The 22,277-nt window shown below is 71.3% G+C and carries 21 protein-coding genes and 1 tRNA gene; 4 read left to right on the forward strand and 18 right to left on the reverse strand.

What is annotated here, in order from left to right; all coding sequences use genetic code 11:
* Position 1: 1 nt before the first annotated feature.
* Positions 2-571: a serine O-acetyltransferase EpsC gene (epsC, locus tag QE392_RS15680; RefSeq protein ID WP_307453390.1), complete on the forward strand. Its 570-nt coding sequence runs from the start codon at positions 2-4 to the stop codon at positions 569-571.
* Positions 572-623: 52 nt separating this feature from the next.
* Here epsC and QE392_RS15685 read toward each other — a convergent pair whose 3' ends face one another.
* A complete protein-coding gene (locus QE392_RS15685; RefSeq protein WP_307453392.1) occupies positions 624-1,877 on the reverse strand; it encodes an acyl-CoA dehydrogenase family protein in 1,254 nt (417 codons plus the stop codon).
* Positions 1,878-2,092: 215 nt separating this feature from the next.
* Between QE392_RS15685 and QE392_RS15690 the strand changes: the two genes are divergently transcribed.
* Both QE392_RS15690 and QE392_RS15695 read left to right on the forward strand, forming a co-directional pair.
* On the forward strand, positions 2,093-3,079 hold the full coding sequence (locus QE392_RS15690) for an AraC-like ligand-binding domain-containing protein (RefSeq protein ID WP_307453394.1): 987 nt from the start codon (positions 2,093-2,095) through the stop codon (positions 3,077-3,079).
* Between the two features lie 108 nt (positions 3,080-3,187).
* On the forward strand, positions 3,188-4,588 hold the full coding sequence (locus QE392_RS15695; RefSeq protein WP_307453396.1) for an amidase: 1,401 nt from the start codon (positions 3,188-3,190) through the stop codon (positions 4,586-4,588).
* A 150-nt stretch (positions 4,589-4,738) separates the two neighbouring features.
* Here the strand turns inward: QE392_RS15695 and QE392_RS15700 are convergent, their stop codons facing one another.
* The 13 genes from QE392_RS15700 to QE392_RS15760 all read right to left on the reverse strand — a co-directional run bounded on the left by QE392_RS15700 (position 4,739) and on the right by QE392_RS15760 (position 20,306).
* Positions 4,739-5,578 (reverse strand): hypothetical protein, encoded by an 840-nt coding sequence (locus tag QE392_RS15700; protein WP_307453399.1) that lies wholly within the window; start codon positions 5,576-5,578, stop codon positions 4,739-4,741.
* Positions 5,579-6,228: 650 nt separating this feature from the next.
* Positions 6,229-7,305 (reverse strand): peptide chain release factor 1, encoded by a 1,077-nt coding sequence (gene prfA, locus QE392_RS15705; protein ID WP_307454170.1) that lies wholly within the window; start codon positions 7,303-7,305, stop codon positions 6,229-6,231.
* 18 nt (positions 7,306-7,323) lie between these two features.
* A complete protein-coding gene (rho, locus tag QE392_RS15710; RefSeq protein WP_373426486.1) occupies positions 7,324-9,723 on the reverse strand; it encodes a transcription termination factor Rho in 2,400 nt (799 codons plus the stop codon).
* Between the two features lie 152 nt (positions 9,724-9,875).
* Positions 9,876-10,808, reverse strand: a complete 933-nt coding sequence (gene thrB, locus QE392_RS15715; RefSeq protein ID WP_307453401.1) for a homoserine kinase — start codon at positions 10,806-10,808, stop codon at positions 9,876-9,878.
* Positions 10,805-11,887, reverse strand: a complete 1,083-nt coding sequence (gene thrC, locus QE392_RS15720) for a threonine synthase (RefSeq protein ID WP_307453403.1) — start codon at positions 11,885-11,887, stop codon at positions 10,805-10,807. The genes thrB and thrC overlap by 4 nt, the downstream gene beginning before the upstream one ends.
* 2 nt (positions 11,888-11,889) lie before the next feature.
* Positions 11,890-13,212, reverse strand: a complete 1,323-nt coding sequence (locus QE392_RS15725) for a homoserine dehydrogenase (protein WP_307453404.1) — start codon at positions 13,210-13,212, stop codon at positions 11,890-11,892.
* The gene (gene lysA, locus QE392_RS15730; protein ID WP_307453407.1) at positions 13,209-14,639 is read right to left on the reverse strand and encodes a diaminopimelate decarboxylase; all 1,431 of its coding nucleotides are present in this window, start codon (positions 14,637-14,639) and stop codon (positions 13,209-13,211) included. The genes QE392_RS15725 and lysA overlap by 4 nt, the downstream gene beginning before the upstream one ends.
* A 152-nt stretch (positions 14,640-14,791) precedes the next feature.
* Positions 14,792-15,565, reverse strand: a complete 774-nt coding sequence (locus QE392_RS15735) for an LmeA family phospholipid-binding protein (protein WP_307453409.1) — start codon at positions 15,563-15,565, stop codon at positions 14,792-14,794.
* A 2-nt stretch (positions 15,566-15,567) separates the two neighbouring features.
* Positions 15,568-17,232 (reverse strand): arginine--tRNA ligase, encoded by a 1,665-nt coding sequence (gene argS, locus QE392_RS15740; protein ID WP_307453410.1) that lies wholly within the window; start codon positions 17,230-17,232, stop codon positions 15,568-15,570.
* A gap of 135 nt (positions 17,233-17,367) precedes the next feature.
* A complete protein-coding gene (locus QE392_RS15745) occupies positions 17,368-18,177 on the reverse strand; it encodes a transglutaminase-like domain-containing protein (RefSeq protein ID WP_307453412.1) in 810 nt (269 codons plus the stop codon).
* 54 nt (positions 18,178-18,231) lie between these two features.
* Entirely contained in the window at positions 18,232-18,801 is a 570-nt protein-coding gene (locus QE392_RS15750; RefSeq protein ID WP_307453414.1) for a hypothetical protein, read from the reverse strand.
* Positions 18,798-20,018, reverse strand: a complete 1,221-nt coding sequence (locus QE392_RS15755) for a serine/threonine-protein kinase (protein ID WP_307453416.1) — start codon at positions 20,016-20,018, stop codon at positions 18,798-18,800. The genes QE392_RS15750 and QE392_RS15755 overlap by 4 nt, the downstream gene beginning before the upstream one ends.
* A 33-nt stretch (positions 20,019-20,051) precedes the next feature.
* Positions 20,052-20,306 (reverse strand): DUF6458 family protein, encoded by a 255-nt coding sequence (locus tag QE392_RS15760; protein ID WP_307453418.1) that lies wholly within the window; start codon positions 20,304-20,306, stop codon positions 20,052-20,054.
* Between the two features lie 120 nt (positions 20,307-20,426).
* Between QE392_RS15760 and QE392_RS15765 the strand changes: the two genes are divergently transcribed.
* A complete protein-coding gene (locus QE392_RS15765; RefSeq protein ID WP_307453420.1) occupies positions 20,427-20,624 on the forward strand; it encodes a DUF2188 domain-containing protein in 198 nt (65 codons plus the stop codon).
* Between the two features lie 51 nt (positions 20,625-20,675).
* Here QE392_RS15765 and QE392_RS15770 read toward each other — a convergent pair.
* The 4 genes from QE392_RS15770 to QE392_RS15785 all read right to left on the reverse strand — a co-directional run bounded on the left by QE392_RS15770 (position 20,676) and on the right by QE392_RS15785 (position 22,228).
* A tRNA-Arg gene (locus QE392_RS15770) sits at positions 20,676-20,751 on the reverse strand.
* 90 nt (positions 20,752-20,841) lie between these two features.
* Positions 20,842-21,015, reverse strand: coding sequence for a hypothetical protein (locus QE392_RS15775; protein ID WP_307453422.1), 174 nt, complete (start codon positions 21,013-21,015; stop codon positions 20,842-20,844).
* Between the two features lie 219 nt (positions 21,016-21,234).
* Entirely contained in the window at positions 21,235-21,684 is a 450-nt protein-coding gene (locus tag QE392_RS15780) for a hypothetical protein (RefSeq protein WP_307453425.1), read from the reverse strand.
* A gap of 187 nt (positions 21,685-21,871) precedes the next feature.
* Positions 21,872-22,228, reverse strand: coding sequence for a hypothetical protein (locus QE392_RS15785; RefSeq protein WP_307453427.1), 357 nt, complete (start codon positions 22,226-22,228; stop codon positions 21,872-21,874).
* Positions 22,229-22,277: the final 49 nt, after the last annotated feature.

The following is a 22,277-nucleotide window of genomic DNA, read 5'->3' on the forward strand; positions in this document are numbered from 1 at the left end:
GGTGGGGGTCCTCTCCCGTCTTCAGGAAGACATCGCGTCCGCCAAGCTCCGCGACCCCGCGGCGCGCGGCGGACTCGAGATCGCCCTCTTGTACCCGGGCCTGCATGCCGTCTGGTCGTACCGCGTCGCGAACAGACTGTGGAGTCGGGGCCTGCGCTTCCCCGCGCGCGCTCTGTCACAGCTGACGCGATGGCTCACCGGCGTGGAGATCCACCCGGGAGCGACAATCGGACGCCGCTTCTTCATCGACCACGGCATGGGTGTCGTCGTCGGTGAGACGGCCGAGGTCGGCGACGACGTCATGCTGTATCACGGCGTGACCCTCGGCGGCCGGCAGCGGGAGGGGGGCAAGCGCCACCCCACGCTGCACGATGGCGTGGCCGTGGGTGCCGGGGCGAAGATCCTCGGCCCGATCACCCTGGGAACCCGGACCGTCGTCGGCGCGAACGCCGTCGTGACGCGCGATGCGCCGGCCGACAGCGTGCTGGTCGGCGTGCCGGCGAAGGCGCGCATGCGGCGGAACGGTGAAGACACCCGCGCCCTGCTGACGACACCGGAGTACTGGATCTGAACACCCCCGTGCGGGGCCGCCATCGCCGCGGTCCCGCACGAGGGTGAGTCGATCAGACCGACAAGCGGTTCTCCGCCGCGGCCAAGTGGTCGTAGCCCGGTGTGCGCAGCATCTCGTGCAGATGGCGGCGCCGCACGCCCATGTTGCCGCCGTCGTAGATCGGCAGGCACAGGACGTCCTGCATGATGCCGCCGAGCGGGACGCGGTCGCCGTAGGAGTCCACCCCGACGAGGCGCATCGCGTCGTAGACCGTCTGCACGGCGAGCTCGGAGTTGTAGATCTTCGACATGTTCGACAGCTCGCGGTCCAGTCCCCCGGTCTTGTCGAAGTGGTCCGCGGCCTTCCAGGCGAAGTACCGCCCCACCTCGATACGCGTCTTGATGTCGGCGAGCATGTATCCGGCGTTCTGGTGGTCGATGACCGGCACACTGCCCGAGCGCTTCTCGGTCGAGACGAAGTCGTACGCGATCTCGAACGCGCGGCGCATCTTGCCGACCGCCGCCGCGGCGATGCTGGAGCACGTCCACGAGAACGCCCCCTTGGTCAGCGCCATCCCGTCGCCGGGCGCACCGATCAGGTTCTCCACGGGCACGCGGACGTCGACGAAGTCCACGTACGGCGAGTTCGTGGCGAGGTGACCCATCGTGTCGATGATGCCCGAGAAGGTGACGCCGGGCGTGCCCTTCTCGACGACGATGATCGCCAGCGACTCGGCCGGGGGCTTGGTCTCGTCGATGCGGCAGACGACGCTGATGATGTCGGCGCCCTCGTCGTCCCAGCCGGACGCGTTGGTCGTGTACGCCTTCCGTCCGTTGATGACCCACTCGTCGCCGTCACGGACGGCGAAGGTCTGCACGCCGTACTGGGGGTCGGGGTGGTCGAAGTTGGCGCCTCCCGCCGCCTCCGTGAACGCGATCGCCGCGAGAGCGGGGCTGCCGTCGACGAAAGGCGCGAGGAAGCGCTCCTTCTGCTCGGGCGTGCCCGCCGTGATGATCGGGAAGGTGCCGAGACCGGTACCGAGGACGATGGTCGGGGTGTTGATCTCGACGCGCGCGAGCTCCTCGCACGCCAGGGCGAACTGCAGGTTGCTGAAGCGGTGCCCGCCGTTCTCGGCGGGGATCAGGCCCTTGACGAAGCCGGCATCCACCATCTGCTGGTAGAAGGGCTTCAGGGCGCGGAACCGGTCGAGCGGGTCGGGGATCGGCGCGATGACGTCGGGAACCTGGCTGAGCACGGTCTCGGCGAACTCGCGCGCCTGCAGGCGCAGACCGAGCTGCTCTTCGGAGAGGGTGAAGTCGATGGCCACGGATGAGCTCCTGTCTCGAGGGGTGAGGTGTGGGTAGCGTCGCAGCGCACCGGACGGCGGGAATTGGATGCGCGTGCACGCTGGCGAGGACGACAGTGCACGAAATGCGGCGGTGAGCAGTTCGTTACCGGGATGACACGCGATGCGGTGCCCCGGGTAACAGCACGTTGCTCTGCTGAGTTCGTCCCATCCGGGGGCCAGTCGAGGAGGAGCCGATGCATCGCTGGGACACCCGCGAACGACCACCGCGGGAGCAGTTCGCCTACTGGCGCGAGGTGGTGTGCGCGGCGTTCACACCGCTGCGCCCTGCGGCGCGCGACACCCGCGACGACTGGTCACGGGTCGGCATCGAGGGTCGCGTCGAAAGCAGGCCCTTCGGCCGCACCACGGGTGCCGAGATCGCGACGTGCGCGCAGGTCATCCATCACGGCCCCGATGAAGTGCGACGCGTCGCGGACGAGGTCGTCTTCGTCAACCTGATGCTCGGCGGGCGTTCCGTCGTGTCGCAGGACGGTCGGCGCAGCGTGTCGGGTCCGGGGACGTTCTCGATCGTGGATGCCACCCGCTCGTTCACGCTGGACTACCTCGACCCGTGGCGCGCGTTGTCGTTCCGCGTGCCGGCTGCCGACATCCCGGACGGCCTCCGGGCGAACGCGACGGCGCGCACGTTCTCCGCAGCGACGGGTCTCGGGGCGGTGGTCGCGGACACCCTGCGGTCCTCGTGGGAGCAGTCCTCGAGAATGAACGACAACGAAGCGGATGCCGTCGGGGTGGCGGTCTCGTCGTTGACCCGGGCGCTCTCGCATTCCACGACGACCGAGCGCGTGAGCGACGAACAGGACGGCGACGTCGCGCTGCGTCGCAGCATCGAGCGCCACCTCGAGAGGCACATACGGTTCGTCGACACCTCGCCCGCCGCGATCGCGCGGCACTTCGCCATCTCGGTGCGCAAGCTCCATCAGCTGTACGAAACCGCCCCCCACACCTTCGGTCAGACCGTGATGCGCGTGCGGGTGCAGGAGTGCGCCGACGACCTGCGCGCCGAGCGCGGGCGCGTGACGATGACGCATCTTGCCGCCAAATGGGGCTTCAGCGACCTGTCGCACCTGCACCGCGCCTTCCGCCACCACCTCGGGCAGACGCCTCGGGAGCTCGTCGCGCAGCTCGATGACGACGTCGCCTCACCGGAGCGCGCGGGGTAGCGGTCGTTCGTGTGGGATCCCTCCGTCCGGCGGGGGTCGCGCCGCGCGCCCGACCGGTGTCTCGGCATCCCGGGGAGAGGTTCAGCGAGGTCGTCGTAGGCTCGAGGCATGACGCGCCCGCACGACCTGTCGCTCGTCGCGCAGGTCGCGGGCCTCGCTGACGGCACGCTCGACCCGCGCGAGCTGACCGCTCACTACCTCGACCGGATCGGCCGGTTGGCCGACCTCGGCGCGTTCGCCGAGGTGACCCCGGATGCCGCCCTGCGCCGCGCCGCCGCCCTCGACCGTGCCGAGACCGGTCCCCTGTGGGGCGTGCCGCTCGCCGACAAGGATCTCGTCGCCCGCGCCGGCGTCCCGACCCGGTACGGCTCTCGAGCGCGCGCGCACCTCGTGCCCACGGCATCCGATCCCCTCGCCGACGCATTGGACGCGGCGGGAGCGGTGAACGTGGGCAAGACGACCACGTCGGAGTTCGGGCTGACCGGCTTCACCGAGCCGCTCATCCATGCCCCTGCGCGGGATCCGTGGCGTCTCGGGGCCGGCGCGGGCGGATCCAGCGGCGGCGCGGCCGTCGCCGTCGCGGCAGGACTGCTTCCCGCGGCCGTGGGCTCGGACGGGGGCGGGTCGATCCGCATCCCCTCGGCGACCGTCGGCGTGGTGGGCCTCAAACCGTCGCGTGGGCGACTGCCGATCGGATCGGGCTTCGACTCCCCCGACGGCCTGTCGGTCACCGGCCCGATCGCCCGCTCCGCCGAGGACGCGGGGCTGCTGCTCGACGCGCTCGTGGGCCTCGCGCCCTTCACCTACGCGACTGCGGCGCCCGGCTCGGGGCCGTTCGTCGAGGCCGCCCGGCGACGACCGGGACGGCTGCGCGTGGGTGTCACGACCGTGTCGCCGTGGGACGACGACGAGAACATCCTGCTCGACGCCGATGCACGCGCCGCGTTCGACATCACCGCGGAGTGGCTGAGCGACGATGGACACGCCGTCACGGATGCCGACTGGCGTCCCTTCGGCTACGCCTCACTGTTCCATGTGTTGTGGCGCGCGAGCGCGGCACGGATCCCTCTGAGCGACGACGACATGACCCTCGTCGAGCCGCTCACGGCGTGGCTCGTCCGCGAGGGCCGCCGCCTCTCCGCCCTCGATCTGCTCGGAGGTCTGGCCTCGGCGCGCGCGTTCGAACGCCGCACCATCGCCGACTTCGCGGCCTTCGACGTGGTGCTCACCCCCGCACTCGCGCAGCGACCGCAACCGGTGGGCGCCTACGCCGGCCACTCCCCCGAGCGCACGTTCGCGATGCAGGTCGAGTACGCGCCGTACTCCAGCTTCGTCAACGTCGCGGGCCTTCCCGCCCTGACCCTGCCCGTGACGACGGATGCCGCCGGCCACCCCGTGTCGGTGCAGCTCATCGGCCGCCCCGGCGGCGAGGCCACGCTGCTGTCGCTCGCCGCGCAGCTCGAGCGCCGCCGCGGCCCTCTCCCCCACCCGCCCGCCTGGGAGGCGTGAGCGGCCACCCGTCCGCCCGGCCCGCCTGACCCCCACCCGGCCCGGCCGTCCCGCCCGCCTGACCCCACCCGCCCGTCCGGCTCGCGATACTCCCGGTGACTTGCGCCACATGCTCGCCTTTCGAGCCGGCCGACGGACATTCGCCGCAAGTCAGCGGTGGCGCGACGCACACGCGTCCGCCACCAGACGGACGAGGAGACCGGGGCGCTGGAAGAGGACATCGCGAGTGACCCGCACCGTCCGCCATCCCGCGGCGGCGAGTCGCTCGTATCGTTCGAGATCGCGCTGCCACTGCGCGGGGTCCGTACGGTGCTGATCGCCCTCGTACTCGACACCGACGCGCTGGTCGGGGTAGGCGAGATCGATGCACGCGACGAACCCCGCACCGTCGTAGACGTCGTGGTTCAACACGGGCTCGGGGAGCCCGCCGTCGACGAGCGTGAGCCTCGTCCACGTCTCCGTTCGCGACCGCACTCCCGACCGCACGCGGGGCAGGGCCTCCCGGACGGCGATGATGCCGCGGCGTTTGCAGACGGCCTCGACCACCCGCCCCAGGTCTTCGATCGACGCCAGCGCGTCGCGGACGACGCCTCCGTGCGGTCCGGCGATGCGCACCGGCGACACGATGGCATCCCCGACCGCCACGAGGTCGTACGGATGCCGAAGCCTCGACCCGAGGAGCGACCACGTCGTCGCCGGATCGGCGAGACGGACCCCCGTCTCGCTCTCGACGACCCGGATGCCGCGTGGGTGGAGCTGGTGTCCCCGAACGCCTCGTCCCGCGGGCGCGCGGGAGGGGGCGAGGACGGCGACGTGTATGTCGTCGTCCGACAGAGGCGGCAGGGGAAGGCCCCACAGGAGAGCGGCGGTGGTGTGTGAGAAGAACGCGTCGCTCCCCATGACTGTGCGGTAGCCATCGGCACGAGCGAGCAGACGCTGCTCGCGCTGGGTCGCCGGGTGCGCCAGGGCGTCCGGGCTGGTCCTCGGCATCCGGACACCGTGGAATGGGCGGTCCCACTGCGGGGCATCGACGAATCGACGTGTCGCACCGGCGCGGCGAGCCTCACCGGATGCGAAAGCGTGGGCGGGGGTCGATGACATCACGACATCCTGGCGCTCCCGGCCGTCATCCCCGCGGCGTTTTCCACAGCCCCCTCCCGCCCTTTCGCTGACTTGCGCCATATGCACGGCAAACGAGCGAGCGGGCGAACATACAGCAAAGTCACCGGCCGACCACGCTTCTCCCCGGCCACCACACTCCCTTACGTGACTTGCGCCGTATGCACACGGGATGCGCGAACGCGCGAGCATATGGCGCAAGCCAGCGACGGGACACGATCTCCACGACGAACGGGCCCCGCGGGCGCGACACCCCCGACGTGACTTGCGCCGTATGCACACGAAACGCGCGAACGCGCGAGCATATGGCGCAAGCCAGCGACAGGGCGCGAACTCCACGACAAGCGGGCCTCGCGGGCGCGACACCCCCGACGTGACTTGCGCCGTATGCACGCGGGATGCGCGAACGCGCGAGCATATGGCGCAAGTCAGCGACAGGGCGCGATCTCCACGACGAACGGGCCTCACGGGCATGACGAACCGGCCCCGCGGGCGTGACGAGCGGGCCCGCGCGAGCGAGGTCACTCGGCGGCGAGGGCGGCCAGACGCGCCTCTTCGTCGGCGGTGATCGCCGACTCGATGATGGGGCCGAGGGCGCCGTCCATCACCTGATCGAGGTTGTACGCCTTGTACCCGGTGCGGTGGTCGGCGATGCGGTTCTCGGGGAAGTTGTAGGTGCGGATGCGCTCGGAGCGGTCCATGCCGCGGATCTGCGAGCGGCGCGCGTCGGCGGCCACGGCATCCCGCTCCTCCTGCTGCTTGGCGAGCAGGCGGGCGCGCAGCACGCGCATGCCGGCTTCGCGGTTCTGCAGCTGCGACTTCTCGTTCTGCATCGACACGACGATGCCGGTGGGCACGTGGGTGATGCGCACGGCCGAGTCGGTCGTGTTCACCGACTGCCCGCCGGGACCCGACGACCGGAAGACGTCGATCTTCAGGTCGTTGGGGTCGATCGCGACCTCTTCGGGCTCGTCGACCTCGGGGAACACCAGCACCCCGGTCGTCGAGGTGTGGATGCGCCCCTGCGACTCGGTCGCCGGCACGCGCTGCACGCGATGCACGCCGCCCTCGTACTTCAGGTGCGCCCACACCCCCTGGGCGGGGTCGCTGGACGAGCCCTTGATCGCGACCTGCACGTCTTTATAGCCGCCCAGGTCGGATTCGGTGCGCTCGAGCAGCTCGGTCTTCCAGCCCATGGATGCCGCGTACTGCAGGTACATCCGCACCAGATCGGCCGCGAACAGGGCACTCTCGGCCCCGCCCTCGCCGCCCTTGATCTCCATGATCACGTCGCGCGCGTCGTCGGGGTCGCGCGGGATGAGCAGACGCCGCAGACGCTCCTGCGTCTCGGCGACCCGCTCCTCCAGCCCCGGCACCTCGGCGGCGAACGCCTCGTCTTCCTTCGCGAGCTCGCGGGCGGCATCCAGATCATCGGATGCCGCGACCCAGGCCTCGTACGCGTGCACGATGCGGTTCAGCTCGGCGTACCGCCGGTTGACGCGCTTGGCGCGCGCGGCGTCGGCGTGGACAGCCGGGTCGTTGAGCTCGAGTTCGACCTGCCGGTGCTCATCGATCAGTCCGCGGACGGACTCGAAGATGCCGGAATCGGACACGGGTCAGCGGATGCTGTTGTCGTCACCGCCGCGCGCGGGCGCCGGGATCGACTTCTGCATCTGCACGAGGAACTCGACGTTGGACTGCGTCTCCTTGAGCTTGCCGAGCACGACCTCGAGGGCCTGCTGGGGCTCGAGGCCGGCGAGTGCGCGGCGGAGCTTCCAGGTGATCTTGACCTCGTCGTTCGACAGGAGCATCTCCTCGCGACGGGTGCTCGACGCGTTGACGTCGACCGCCGGGAAGATGCGCTTGTCGGCGAGCTGACGGTTCAGGCGCAGCTCGCTGTTGCCCGTGCCCTTGAACTCCTCGAAGATCACGTCGTCCATCTTCGAACCGGTCTCCACCAGCGCGGTGGCGAGGATGGTGAGCGAGCCACCGTTCTCGATGTTGCGCGCGGCGCCGAAGAAGCGCTTCGGCGGGTACAGCGCCGACGCGTCGACACCGCCCGAGAGCACGCGGCCCGAGGTGGGCGCCGCCAGGTTGTAGGCACGGCCGAGGCGGGTGATCGAGTCCAGCAGCACGACGACGTCGCGACCGAGCTCGACGAGACGCTTCGCGCGCTCGATCGCCAACTCCGCGACCGTGGTGTGGTCCTCGGCAGGGCGGTCGAACGTCGAGGCGATGACCTCGCCGCGCACGGTGCGCTGCATGTCGGTGACCTCTTCGGGGCGCTCGTCGACGAGCACGACCATGAGGTGGACCTCGGGGTTGTTCGTGGCGATCGCGTTGGCGATCTGCTGCAGAACGATCGTCTTACCGGCCTTGGGGGGCGCGACGATCAGTCCACGCTGACCCTTGCCGACCGGAGCGACCAGGTCGATGATGCGCTGCGTGAGCTTCTCGGGACCGGTCTCGAGGCGCAGGCGCTCCTGCGGGTACAGCGGCGTCAGATTGTTGAATTCGACACGCGCGGCGGCATCGTCGACGGACAGGCCGTTGATCGAGTCCACCTGCACGAGCGCGTTGTACTTCTGACGCCCCTGCTGCTCGCCCTCGCGGGGCTGCTTGATTGCGCCGACGACGGCGTCGCCCTTGCGCAGGTTGTACTTCTTCACCTGGCCGAGCGAGACGTAGACGTCGCTCGGGCCGGGGAGGTACCCGGTCGTGCGGACGAACGCGTAGTTGTCGAGCACGTCGAGCACACCGGCGATGGGCACCAGCACATCGTCTTCGCCGATCTCGGTCTCGAACTCGTCGCCCGTGACGTTCTGGCCGCGGCGCTTGTTGCGCTGGCGGTTGCGGCCGTTGGCCGGACCCTGCTGCTGCTCAGCCTGCTGGCCGTTCTGCTGCGCGTTGTCGCGCTGCGCGCCGCCCTGCTGCGCATCGCGCGAAGCGCCGCCCTGCTGCACGTCACGCTGGGCGCCGCCCTGCGATGCACTGTCGCGCTGGCCGTTGTCGCGCTGGCCGCTGTCGCGGGTCGCGCCCTGCTGCGGCACCTCAGCCTCGTCGGCTTCGGTCTTGTCGGCGGCGGCGTCCGAGCGGTTGCGGTTGCGGGAGCGCGAGCGGCTGCGGCCACGCCCGCGGGCGGGCGCCTCGTCGGTCTGCTCCACGGTCTCCGGCGCCGCGGTCTCGTCGGCGGGAGCGTCGCTGGCCTCGGTCTGAGACGAGTCCGATGCATCGGCGGGCGTCTCGGCGGCTGCCGCTTCGCCCTCCGCGGGCGTCTCGGCGACGGCGACGGCGTCCTCGGCCACATCGGCGGCGGTCGTGGCCGGCGTCGTCGGAGCCTCGTCAGACGCGGCGTCGGCGGCGGGCGCGGCGTCGGCAGCGGGCGCAGCGTCGGCAGCCTCGGCGGCTGCCTTCTCCTCCGCTGCGGCGGTTTCGGCTGCGGCGGTTTCGGCAGCGGCGGTTTCGGCAGCGGCGGCCTCCGCGGCGGCGGCCTCGGCAGCAGCCTTCTCCTTCGCCGTGGCGGTCGTCGCGCGTCGGGGGGCGCGCTTGCGCGGTGCGCGGGCCGGCTTCTCAGCCGGGGCGGCCTCTTCCGCGGGCGCGGCGGCAGCGGCCGACTCGTCGACGGCCGGCTCGGCGGCCTCGGCGACCGGCGCCGCGTCAGCCACCGGCTCAGCGGCGTCCGCGACGGGCGCCGCGTCGCCAACGGGCTCAGCAGCGTCGGCGACCGGCTCAGCCACGTCGGCGACCGGCGCGGCCACCTCAGCGACCGGCTCCGTGGCGTCTGCGGAGGCGGGCTCCTCGGCGACGAGAGCGTCGTCGGCGAACAGCGCCTCGGGCTGCGCGTCGGAGGCGGCCGCGGCGGCATCCGGGGCATCCGCGCCCTCGGTCTGCGCGCCGTCGACGCCGTCGGTGCCCGGGTCGTCGGTGCCCTGCACGTCAGCCGTGGGCTGCTCGTCGGCGGGGGTCTCGGCGCCCTCGGGCGCGTCGGTGGACTGGGTCTCGGAGATGGACTCCACGAGTGCTCCTCAGAAATGAAACGTGATCAGATCGCGCTTCGCCGTGCAGATCGCAGACGAAGAGACACCAGCGGTTCGGGAGACTGCAGCCGATACCGGGTTCGCGATGTGTTGCGGATTTCGCAGTGGCGCAGAGGCTCAGAATCGCGACGTTACGCGGAACCCTCTGCGTTTTTCACTGTACCACCCTTGACGTCGACGGCGAGCATGAGCGCCTGCCACGGGGTGTCGACCACGGATGCCATAAGATCAGCGGCCGCTAGCCGCTGCCCCGGTCCGTCGGCGAGGACCAGGACGCTCGGGCCCGCGCCCGACACCACCGCTGCGTACCCCTCGGCACGAAGTGCCCGCACGAGCCGGTCGGTCTCGGGCATCGCCTGGGCGCGGTAGTTCTGATGCAGCTTGTCTTCGGTGGCGGCCATGAGCAGCTCGGGGCTCTGGGTCATCGCAGCGATCAGCAGCGCGGAACGCGAGACGTTGAACACCGCGTCCTCGCGCGGCACCTGGAGAGGCTGCAGGCTGCGCGCCACGGCCGTCGACATCGTGAAGCTCGGCACGAACACGAGCGGCGACACACCGCGGTGCACGATGAGCTGCTTGTGCTGGGGGCCCTCGGCATCCATCCACGCGATCGTCAGACCGCCGAACAGGCCGGGCGCGACGTTGTCGGGGTGCCCCTCCATCTCGGTGGCCAGGCGCAGCAGGTCGACGTCGCTGAAGGCGACCTCTCCCTCGAGCAGACCCTTCGCGGCCAGGATGCCGGCGACCACGGCGGCCCCCGACGAGCCCATGCCGCGCCCGTGCGGGATGACGTTGTGGGCGCTCAGTCGCAGCCCCGGCAGGGTGCGGCCGACCGACGCGTACGTGTGCGCCATCGCGCGCACGACGAGGTGCGAGGCGTCGCGGGGCACGTCGGCCGTGCCCTCACCGGCGACCTCGATCTCGAGGCGGTCTGCGTCGAGCTGCTCCACGACGAGATCGTCGTAGACGCTCAGCGCCAGGCCGAGGGTGTCGAAGCCGGGACCGAGGTTCGCGCTCGTGGCGGGAACGCGGACCGCGACCCGGCGACCGGGGCCTGAGCTCACGCGGTCACCGGCTGCAGGTCGAGCACGGAGGCGACCTCCGAGGTGGTCGCGTCGACGACGGTGGGCTCGACGGTCGTGCCATCGGCCCGGCGCAGGGCCCACTGCGGGTCCTTGAGGCCGTGGCCGGTGACGGTGAGCACGACCTTCGCCCCGGCGGGGACGATCCCCGCCTCGGCGCGCTCGAGCAGACCCGCGACGCTGATCGCCGAGGCGGGCTCGACGAACACGCCGACCTCGCCGGCGAGGATCTTCTGCGCCTCGAGGATGCCGTCGTCGTCGATCGCACCGAAGTACCCGTCGGTGGCGTCGCGCGCTTCGAGCGCGAGGTCCCACGAGGCGGGGTTGCCGATGCGGATCGCGCTGGCGATGGTCTCGGGCTGCTTCACGACCTCTCCGCGCACGAGGGGCGCGGAGCCGGCGGCCTGGAAGCCGAACATGCGGGGCACGGTGATCGCGACGCCGCGGGCGGCCTCTTCGCGGTATCCACGCGAGTACGCGGTGTAGTTCCCGGCGTTGCCCACGGGGATGAAATGGAAGTCGGGGGCGTCACCGAGCTGGCTGACGACCTCGTAGGCCGCGGTCTTCTGGCCCTCGATGCGGTCGGGGTTGACCGAGTTCACCAGGTGCACCGGGTAATGGTCGGCGAGCTCGCGGGCGATCTCGAGGCAGTCGTCGAAGTTGCCGCGGATCTGGATGAGGCGGCCGTTGTGAGCGACGGCCTGGCTGAGCTTGCCCATGGCTATCTTGCCCTCGGGCACGAGGACGGCGGCGGTGATGCCGGCGTGCGCGGCATACGCGGCGGCCGAGGCCGAGGTGTTGCCCGTGGACGCGCAGATGACGGCCTTGGCGCCGTGCTCGACGGCACGCGAGAGCGCCACCGTCATGCCGCGGTCCTTGAACGAGCCGGTCGGGTTCATGCCCTCGAACTTCACCCACACGTCGGCGCCGGTGCGGCGCGAGAGCGCGGGCGCCGGAATGAGCGGAGTGCCGCCCTCGCCCAGGGTGACGACGGTGGAGGCGTCGGTGACGCCCAGACGGTCGGCGTACTCGCGGAGGACTCCGCGCCAGAGGTGAGCCATGGTCAGTTCCCTTCCACGCGCAGCACGGAGACCACGCGCTCGACGACGCCGCTCGCGGCGAGACGCTCGACGGTCTCGCTCAGGTCCTGCTCGCGGGCCTTGTGTGTTCCGATGACCAGGCGAGCGGACCCGCCGGTCTGAGTCTGTTCGTCGGCGTCGATCACCGTCTGTTCGACGGTGGCGATCGAGACGCGCCCCTCGCTGAGGATCCCCGCCACCGTGGCGAGCACGCCCGGCTTGTCGTCGACCTCGAGCGTGATCTGGTAGCGCGTGATCACGTGCCCGATCGGCACCGCGGGGAGGTTCGCCCGCGTGGACTCGCCCACGCCCACGCCGCCCGCGATGTGGCGGCGCGCGGCCGACACGACGTCGCCGAGCACGGCGGACGCGGTCTGCACGCCGCCGGCGCCGGCGCCGTAGAACATCAGATCGCCGGCGGCCTCGGCCTGCACGAAGACGGCGTTGTTGGCACCGTGGACGCTCGCGAGCGGGTGCGTCCGGTCGACGAGCGCGGGGTAGACGCGCACGGAGATGGACTCCGAGCCGTCCTCGGCCGTCAGACGCTCGCAGACCGCGAGCAGCTTGATGACGTACCCGGCGTGCCGCGCGGACTCGATCATCGCGGCGTCGACCGAGGTGATGCCCTCGCGGTGCACGGCATCCAGAGGCACGGTCGTGTGGAACGCGAGGCTCGCGAGGATCGCCGCCTTCTGCGCGGCGTCGTAGCCCTCGACGTCGGCGGTCGGATCGGCCTCGGCGTAGCCGAGGGCCTGCGCCTGGGCGAGGACGTCGGCGAAGTCGGCACCCTCGGTGTCCATGCGGTCCAGGATGTAGTTCGTCGTGCCGTTGACGATGCCCATGATGCGCACCACGCGGTCGCCGGCGAGCGAGTCGCGCAGCGGCCGGATGATGGGGATCGCGCCCGCGGCGGCGGCCTCGTAGTAGACCTCGGCTCCGACCTGGTCGGCGGCCTCGAAGACCTCGGAACCGTGGGTGGCCAGCAGCGCCTTGTTCGCCGTGACGACGTCGGCGCCCGAGGCGATGGCATGCAGCACCTGCGTGCGGGCGGGCTCGATGCCGCCCATCAGCTCGATGACGATGTCGCTGCCGACGATGAGGGTGTCGGCATCCGTCGTGAACAGCTCGCGCGGCAGCTCGACGTCGCGTTTGGAGTCGAGGTTGCGCACCGCGATCCCGGCGAGCTCGAGCTTCGCCCCGGCGCGGTCGGCGAGCTCGTCGCCGTGCTTGAGCAGCAGGTCGGCGACCTGCGAGCCGACGGCTCCGGCGCCGAGAAGCGCCACGCGGAGCGTGCGGTAGTCGGTCATTCGGTGTCTCCGTGGGGTGTAGCGGTCGGAACGGATGCCGGGATGCCGGCGTCACGAGCCAGGAGGTCGTCGATGGTCTCGCCGCGGACGATCACGCGGGCCTGGCCGCCGCGGACCGCGACGACCGGAGGACGAGGGGTGTAGTTGTAGTTGCTCGCGAGCGAGAAGCAGTAGGCACCGGTCGCGGGAACGGCCAGCAGGTCACCGGGGGTGACGTCGGCGGGGAGGTACTCGGCATCCACGACGATGTCGCCCGACTCGCAGTGGTGCCCCACCACACGCGAGAGGGCGGGGCCCGCGGTGCTCGTGCGGGAGACCAGTCGCGCCGAGAAATCAGCGCCGTACAGGGCGGGCCGGGCGTTGTCGCTCATGCCGCCGTCGACGCTGACGTAGGTGCGCTCGAGATCGTCGCCGGCCTGCACGGTCTTGACGGTGCCGACCTCGTACAGGGTGACACCCGCCTGACCGACGATGACGCGTCCGGGCTCGGTGGCGACGTCGGGCATCGGGATGCCGCGCACGGCGCACTCGTCGGCGATGGCATCCAGGATGCCGCCGGCGATGTCCTCGATGGGCTTCGGGTCGTCGACCGAGGTGTAGGAGATGCCGAAACCGCCGCCGACGTTCAGCAGCGGGATCTCTCCCCCGGCGAGCAGGTCGGCGTGGAGGTCGACCAGGCGCGCCGCCGATTCGCGGAAGCCGGAGGAGTCGAAGATCTGCGAGCCGATGTGGGCGTGCAGCCCGACGAACCGCAGGCTCGGCAGCTCGCGGATGCGCGCGACCGCCTCGGCCGCCCCCTCGAGGGAGAAGCCGAACTTCTGGTCTTCGTGAGCGGTGGCGAGGAAGGCGTGGGTCTCGGCGTGAACGCCCGTCCGCACGCGCACGAGCACCGACTGCACGGCGCCGCGGCGATCGGCGATGGCCGCGAGGCGCTCGATCTCGACGGGACTGTCGATGACGACGGAGCCGACGCCCACCTCGACGGCGCGCTCGAGCTCGCTCACGCTCTTGTTGTTGCCGTGGAACCCGAGACGGGCCGGGTCGGCCCCTCCGGCGAGCGCCACTTCGAGTTCGCCGCGCGTGCACACGTCGACAGCGAGACCCTCGTCGACGACCCAGCGCACGACCTCGGTGGACAGGAACGCCTTGCCGGCGTAGTAGACGCGGGCGCGGATGCCGTGGCGTTCGGCCGCGGCCTCGAACGCGGCGCGGGCGCGACGGGCGTGAGCGCGCACCTCGTCCTCGTCGAGTACGTACAGCGGGGTGGCGAACCGGTCTCGCAGGTCGAACACCGAGACGCCGCCGATCTCGACGGAACCGTCGTCGACACGGCGAGCGGAAGTGGGCCAGACGGGAGCGACGAGTTCGTTCGCGTCATCCGGGGCGGCGAGCCACTCGGGCACGAGCGCGGAGTGCGAGGCGGACACAGGGGGACCAATCGGGTTTGCGGCGACGCGACGGCCGCGGATCACGGCTCCCACCCCCGCGGAGAGTCACGCGGAGGGTGGTGTGCTGCCAGTCTAGGGCACGGCGTATGCCGCCCCTTTCCCACGACGCCGCGCGCACACCGCTGCGGCGTTCAGTCGCAGGTGCCGTCCACCTGCAGGGCCGGATCACTGACGATGCCCCCGTCGATGTCGAAGGTGGCGACGAGGTCCTGCCCCTGCACGGTGGCCGATGTCAGGGTGAGTCCTGCGGGCAGCCGGTCGGCGATGCACAGGCTCGATGTCTGCAGGAGGCCGTCGGCCACCCCGCCGAACTGACCACGCAGGGTGTCGGCGTCGAGGCGGTTGCCCGCGATCTCGAACGACGTGGGCGTCAGGGTGAGATCACCCTCGGACGCCCCGGGCGTGACGGCCACGCCGACCGGAATGGCGATGCCGAGCAGCGACAGCGACGTCTCGAAGGTCACATCGGGCGCGGCGACGGCGACGGTGCCGGCGGGAAGATCGGGCAGCTGCCCGAGCAGCGTCCGCAGCTGGTCCTGATCGAGGCGCACCGAGGCGACTCCCCCGTCGGCGGCCGATCCGGCCGACACCGGAACCCCGCGCAGATCGACCCGCACGTCTCCGGTGATCGGCCCCAGAGCGACATCGTCGGACGAGACCGCCACCTCATCGAGCCGTCCGCCGACCAGCTGCGGCAGCACGAGACCGGCGACGTCCACCTCGACGTCCTGACCGTCGGGAAGGCCGACGTTCTGCACGACGAGCGACCGGACCGTGCTGGTGACGACCGAGCGGGCGATGAACTCCGCGGCGACGATCGCGCCGACCAGCAGCACGACGGCCACGACGATCAGCGCGATCCAGCGGCCGGTCCGGCGTCGTCGGGGCGTCGTGGCATCCGTCATGATTACATCCGCTCCGGAGCGCTCACGCCGAGCAGGATCAGACCGTTGCGCAGCACCTGGCCGGTCGCGTCGTTCAGCCACAGGCGGGTGCGGTGCACCGGCTCGACGGGCGCGTCGCCCAGCGGGATGACGCGACAGTTGTCGTACCAGCGGTGGTAGAGACCTGCCAGCTCCTCGAGGTACCGCGCGATGCGATGCGGCTCGCGCACCTCGGCCGCGAACGCGACGATGCGCGGATACTCCTGAAGGGCTCCCAGCAGGGCCGACTCGGTCTCGTGGTCGAGCAGCTCGGGGGCGAACTCGGAGCGATCGACGCCCGAGGCGGCGGCGTTGCGGGCGACGTTGTGCGTACGCGCGTGGGCGTACTGCACGTAGAACACCGGGTTGTCGTTCGTGCGCTTCTGCAGCACGTCGAGGTCGATGTCGAGGTTCGAGTCGGCCGAGCTGCGCGTCAGGGCGTAGCGCGCGGCATCCACGCCGACGATCTCGACGAGGTCTTCGAGGGTGACCACGGTGCCGGCGCGCTTGGACATGCGCATGGGCTGACCGTCGCGGACGAGGTTGACCATCTGCCCGATCAGCACCTGCAGGTTGACGTTCGGCTCGTCGCCGAAAGCGGCGCACATCGCCATGAGGCGCTGAACGTAGCCGTGGTGGTCGGCGCCGAGCATGATGATGCAGCGGTTGAAGCCCCGCTCACGCTTGTCGAGGTAGTACGCCAGGTCGCCCGAGATGTAGGCGGGCTGCCCGTCGGACTTGATGATGACGCGATCCTTGTCGTCGCCGAACTCCGTCGAGCGCAGCCAGGTGGCGCCGTCGGCCTCGAAGATGTGGCCGAGTTCGCGAAGCCGCGCGACGGCGCGCTCGACCGCACCGGAGTTGTGCAGGTCGTTCTCGTGGAAGTACACGTCGAAGTCGACGCCGAACTCGTGCAGCGACTGCTTGATCTCCGCGAACATGAAGTTCACGCCGAGCTCGCGGAAGGCCTCCTGCTTGGCATCCGGGTCGAGGGCGTCGATGTCGCCGTCGTACGCCGCGACGACGCGCTGGGCGATGTCGTGGATGTACGCACCGCCGTACCCGTCTTCGGGCGTCGGGTCGCCCTGGTGGGCGGCGACGAGGCTGCGGGCGAACCGATCGATCTGCGCGCCGTGGTCGTTGAAGTAGTACTCGCGGGTGACCTTCGCGCCCTGGGACGCGAGGATGCGCGCGAGCGCGTCGCCGAGTGCCGCCCAGCGGGTGCCGCCGAGGTGGATCGGGCCGGTGGGGTTGGCACTGACGAATTCGAGGTCGATGATCTCGTCGGCGCGGGAGTCGTTGGTGCCGAAGGCGGCACCCTGGTCGACGATCGTCTTGGCGAGGGCCCCGGCGGCCGCCGCGTCCAGACGGATGTTGATGAAGCCGGGACCGGCGACCTCGACGCTGGCGATGCCGTCGACGGACTCGAGGCCCGCGGCGATCTCGGCGGCGAACTCACGCGGGTTCGCCCCGACGACCTTGGACAGCTTCAGCGCCGCGTTCGACGCCCAGTCGCCGTGGTCGCGATTCTTCGGCCGCTCGAGCGGGAGGTCGGCTGCGGTGATCGCGGCCGAGGAGCCCTCTCGTCGCGCCTCCGCGAGGGGGGCGATGACGGCGAGCAGGGTGGCGGAGAGGGCAGCGGGATCCATAGCCCTGCAAGTCTAGGCGGAGCGGACCGGCGCCCCGCATGAGTGCACGTCGCGGGACATCCGGCGCTCCCGCCTCGGACTCCCGCCGACGCGATCACGGATGCCGTGCGTCGTGTCCGCACGGGACGGGGGGCCTCAGCCGATCTGCACCAGGGCTTCGTGATCGTCGGGGGCCGCGGCATCCGCTGACTCGTCCTCGAGCACCGCGTTGACGTACATGCGCTCGAGGCCCACGTACCCGCCGTGGTAGCTGAGGAAGGCGCAGTCGGCGGCGTCGCGTCCGGTGGCGATGCGTACGAGCGATCGCCGGTCGGCCAGGCGCGTGGCGTCGACGACGTACCAGGCGCCGTCGATGTACGCCTCGGCGACCGCGTGGAAGTCCATGGGCTCCAGGCCCGGGGCGTAGCAGGCGGCGTAGCGGGCGGGCATGTCCATCGCGCGCAGCAGCGCGATCACGACGTGCGCGTAGTCGCGGCAGACCCCCTGCCCGGTCATGAGCGTCGTCACGGCACTGTCGGTGCCGAGGCTCAGCCCGGGCGTGTAGGTGACGGTGGACGCCACGAAACCCGACACCGCGGCGAGCAGCTCTTCGCCGGTGAGTCCGCGGAACTGTCGGCGCGCCTGCGAGAACACCTCGTCGGACTGGCAGTAGCGGCTCGGCCGCAGATACGTGATGTTCTCGAGATCGCTCGTGCGGGGGCTCTGAGCCACGCCCGAGACGAGCGCCTCGTAGCGCACGGAGAGAGGTCCCTGCTCTCCGGTGAGACGGTGCAGACGACTGCCGAACTGGTCGACGATCTCGGTGGGGGTGTACACGCGATCGCCGTGGGAGAACGTCAACTGCTCGTCGACGACCGGGACGCCCTGGGCCGCGGTGATCTGGAAGATGAGATCGACGGACGCCCCCAGATCGAGGTCGAGTTCAGCGGTCACACGGCGCGGCACCGGGCAATCCTCGCACGCTGTCGAGGCTCATCGGACCACACCGGTCGAATCGGGTCATCCGTCCTTCTTGCCGGGGCCGGGCGAGGGCTTCTCACTCGGCTTCTTGTCGTCCTTGCCGCCGCCGGGACCCTTGTCGCCGTTGCCGTTCGACCCCGGCTCCCCCTCCCCCTCCTGGGGGTCGTCGGGGGTGGGCGCGGCGGTCTCGCTCGGCTCCGGCTCGACGCTCTCGCTCGGCTCCGTGGTCTGCTCCGGCTCGCTGGTCTCCTCCGGCCCGCTCGTCTGCTCCGGCTCACTCGTCTGCTCGGGCTCGCCCGTCTGCTCGGGCGTCGGCGACGGTGCCGGGGTGAGCGAGGTCAGATCCGCGCGGACGGTCGCGATCCGGGCCAGGATGCCGTCGGCCTCGGCCTGCGTGATCTCGCCGGCGTCGCGCCGCGCCGTGACGTCGGCCTCGAGCGCGTCTAGGCTCGCGAGCGCCGAGGCGTAGTCGCCCGCCGACGCCTGCTCGGCGACGGTCTGGACAGACCGCTGCCAGGCGGTCGGCTCCGCCGCGGGCGCTGCGCACGCGGCGAGCCCGAGACCGGTGGCGAGCAGGAGCGCGACGGAGGGGGCGGCACGACGGATCACGGGCCGACCTCGTTCCATAAGTCGTCGACGTGCTGATCGAGCGGTTGCGGCAGCGTGGGCAGATCCGGTTCGGCTCCGCCGCCGGAACTCGACAGGGCGACGGCGGTCACCGCCACGCCCGCGGCGAGCACCAGCGCGACCAGGGATGCCACGATCACCGTCGTCCGAGAACCCCGGCGCCCCGCGCGTGCCGGAGGCGCGGGAGCAGCGGGGGCGGCGCCGAGGACGCGCGTGCGGGCGTCGACCGTCGGGGCCGGCGGAGCTGCGGGGGCGGGCAGGACGGAGGTGCGGTCGTCGCGGTCCAGGACCCGCGTCGTCGCCGTCGCCTGGGGCAGGACCGAGGTGGGCGCATCGGCTCCGGGCGTCGCCCCCTCGGCGAGAGAGCGCAGCGACACGATGACGCCGGCGGCATCCGGGCGGTCGGCGGGATCGACGGCGGTCATCCGCTCCAGGACGGCGCGCCACGGTGCCGAGAGGTGCGCAGGCATCGCGGGCGCCGACACGAGGCGGGCGGCGAGCGCCTCGTGCGGGGTGCGCGAGCCGAACGGCCGCTCCCCCGTGAGGGCTTCCATCAGGACGAGACCGAGCGCGTAGACGTCGCTCGCGGGCGCGGCCGGTAGTCCGCGCGCCTGCTCGGGGCTGAGATACGCCGCGGTGCCGATGACCGTTTCGGCGCGTGTGACCCGCGTCGCCCCCACGAGTGCCGCGATGCCGAAGTCGGCGAGCGTGGCGCGGGGGCCCTCGCCGGCGTGCGCGGCGGGTCGCAGGAGGATGTTCGACGGTTTCACGTCGCGGTGAACGATCCCCCGGCTGTGAATGACGGCGAAGGCCTCGGCGATCTCCCGCCCGAGGCGCGCGGTCTCGTGCCCCGGCAGGGGCCCGCGGGCGATGCGATCGGACAGGGTCGGACCCGCGATGAGTTCCATCGCGAGATACGCCGGGGACGCATCGAGGCGGGCGTCGTACAGCGTCACGAGCGAGGGATGCGACAGCGACGCGAGCAGGCGGATCTCCGAGCGCACGCGGGCGACATCGGACGGGTCGGCGCCGTCGCCATCGATGACCTTGAGGGCGATCGTGCGCTCGAGGGCGGTGTCGACCGCCTCGTAGACGCGCGCGTACCCACCGCGGCCGAGCACACGGCCGAGGCGGTACCGGCCGTCGAACAGATCGTCGACGGCGGGGTCGTACGCCGCGGTGGGCGTCGGTTCGGTCATGGGTGAACCTCCGGGGGATGACCCCGACGATGCTCAGACGAGGTCGTCGTTGGACGACCGAGTGGTCGAACGGGTGACCTGCGCGCCCCCGACGCCTTCGGTGCGGGTCACGGTGTCAGTCTGCCGCCGGCGCACCGTCATGACGATGCCGATGAGGAAGACGAGGACACCGGCTCCCATCATGATGTAGCCGATGATGGGGAGGCTCACGTAGTCGTTGGGCAGGTTGACCGCGAAAGCGAGGATGGCGCCGATGACGAACAGCGCGATGCCGGCTCCGATGCTCATGACGAACCCCTTTCGAAGGTGACCTCCAGCATTTCAAGCGGACGTCCCGACCTCCGCCGGTCTTGACAACGCCTGTGAAGACCGGGTGCGCTCCGGCGCCGCGGGTGTGACATGGATGCCATGAGCCAGAACGACGTGACCACCCGATCCAACCGCGGCCAGTGGGAGAACTCCGTGGAGGGGCGCCCCGAGCTGTCGGCGAGCTTCTCGAGCAAGGAGGAGGCGGTCGATCAGGGTCGCGCGACGGCCGACGACCTCGGTTCCCGACACATCGTGGAGGATGCCGAGCCCACCGGCGCCGTCACCGACGAGGCATGACGACAGCGACGCAGAAAGGCCGCGATCTCGACGATCGCGGCCTTTCGTTCGTGGTGCCCCCGACAGGAATCGAACCTGCGACCTTTGGTACCGGAAACCAACGCTCTATCCCCTGAGCTACGGAGGCGGACCTCTCCAGGCTATCACCGCGGCGCGATACGCCCCGACGCCGCGGGGCGCCGCCGAGGGTCGCGGCCGCCGCCCCGCGGCATCCGGATCACTCGTCGCCGATGACCCCGATGCCCGTGGCCTGGTGGTCGGCGTTCGGGTCGTCCTTGGTGGGGGCCTTCGCACCCTCGTCGGGGTCGGTCTCCTGGCTCGGCTTGACCGTGGGGTCGTCGCCGAGGTCGGCGGCGTCGTCGGCGGGAGCGGGGCTCTGGGGGTCGCTCATGGGGTGTCCCTTCGTCGCGTGAGGTTCCAGCCTGGCAACGCGGGTCCCCCGGGCGCAGCGGCTTGACCGGCGACGCACGCGGGCTTAACAGAACGGCGGGGAGCGGACTGCGGACTCACCGCTCGCGCGGTGCGCCGCCGCGCGAGGAACCGAGCGCCCCCGCGTCACGGACGCAGCAGCGCGCGCAGCCGCCGCGCGAGGGACCGAGCGTCCTCCGCGTCACGGACGCAGCAGCGCGCGCAGCCGCCGCGTGAGGGGCTGCGTGAGAACGACCTGCCGTCCGTCCACGCCGACGGTCAGCGTCGATCCGCCGAGGCCCCGCCCGCGTGCCGGCCGGGCATCGCCGCGGACGTAGGCCTCGGCGATGTCGACGTACATGGCCAGGAGCTGAGCGCTCTGGTCCTTGGACGAGTTCGCATCCACGAGTTGGAGGCGGTGCCCCGTGTCGGTCTCGACGGAGAACCAGCGCGACCCCGGCGTCGACACGAGCGCCCAGCGCGGTCCGCGGGCGAAACGCGCCCACGCGGCGCCGTCGCGCAGCGCCGTCTCTACCGCCAGATCGGCCTGGGCCACGCACAGCACCTCCAGCATGGCGAGGGCTTCAGCCGCCGTGACGTAGCCACAGCGGTCGGCACCGAGCCCTCCCCACTCGAACCTGCGCTCGCTCATCCGGTCACCGTCCCTGGTGTCATCCTCCCCAGAGGGTAACCCCGGCGGCAGACGCGGACTCTGCACGGGGACTCAGTCGATCGGCCCCTGCGCACGTCTGCGCGAACGTGCGGGTCTCGCGGACGCCGCGGACCGCTCGCGGGGGTCCCGCGGTGGGATCGTCCGCATGCTCACCCGAGCCCGTCGGTCACGCCTGGGTGGGTTGATCGAAATCCCAGTCGATCGGCTCGTCGTCACCCTCGTCGGGTTGGGACTCGACGGCCCGCAGGTGCGGGCGCGGGAACAGGCGATGCCTGCGCAGATCGTCGGCGGCCGCCGCGAAGTCGGGCTCCTCCTCGTTCCACTCGACGGGCGCGGAGAGCACATCGTTCCCGACGCCGATGACCAGCTCGGCCTGCGCGACCTTCTTGGCGTCGGTCACGATGGGGATGCTGACAGCCTCGGCCTGCCCCTCCTTCGCCACCGCCGCAGTCAGTTCGACGAGCGACGCGGCGACGTCGTCGGTGGTGATCACGGTCTCGCCGGCATAAGTCACGCATCGCATTCCCCCACTGTGCGGGGCGGCGTTCCGCGAGGGGGGTGGGTTGCCCACG

This window comes from Microbacterium proteolyticum (assembly GCF_030818075.1).
GTDB classification, from domain to species: domain Bacteria; phylum Actinomycetota; class Actinomycetes; order Actinomycetales; family Microbacteriaceae; genus Microbacterium; species Microbacterium proteolyticum_A.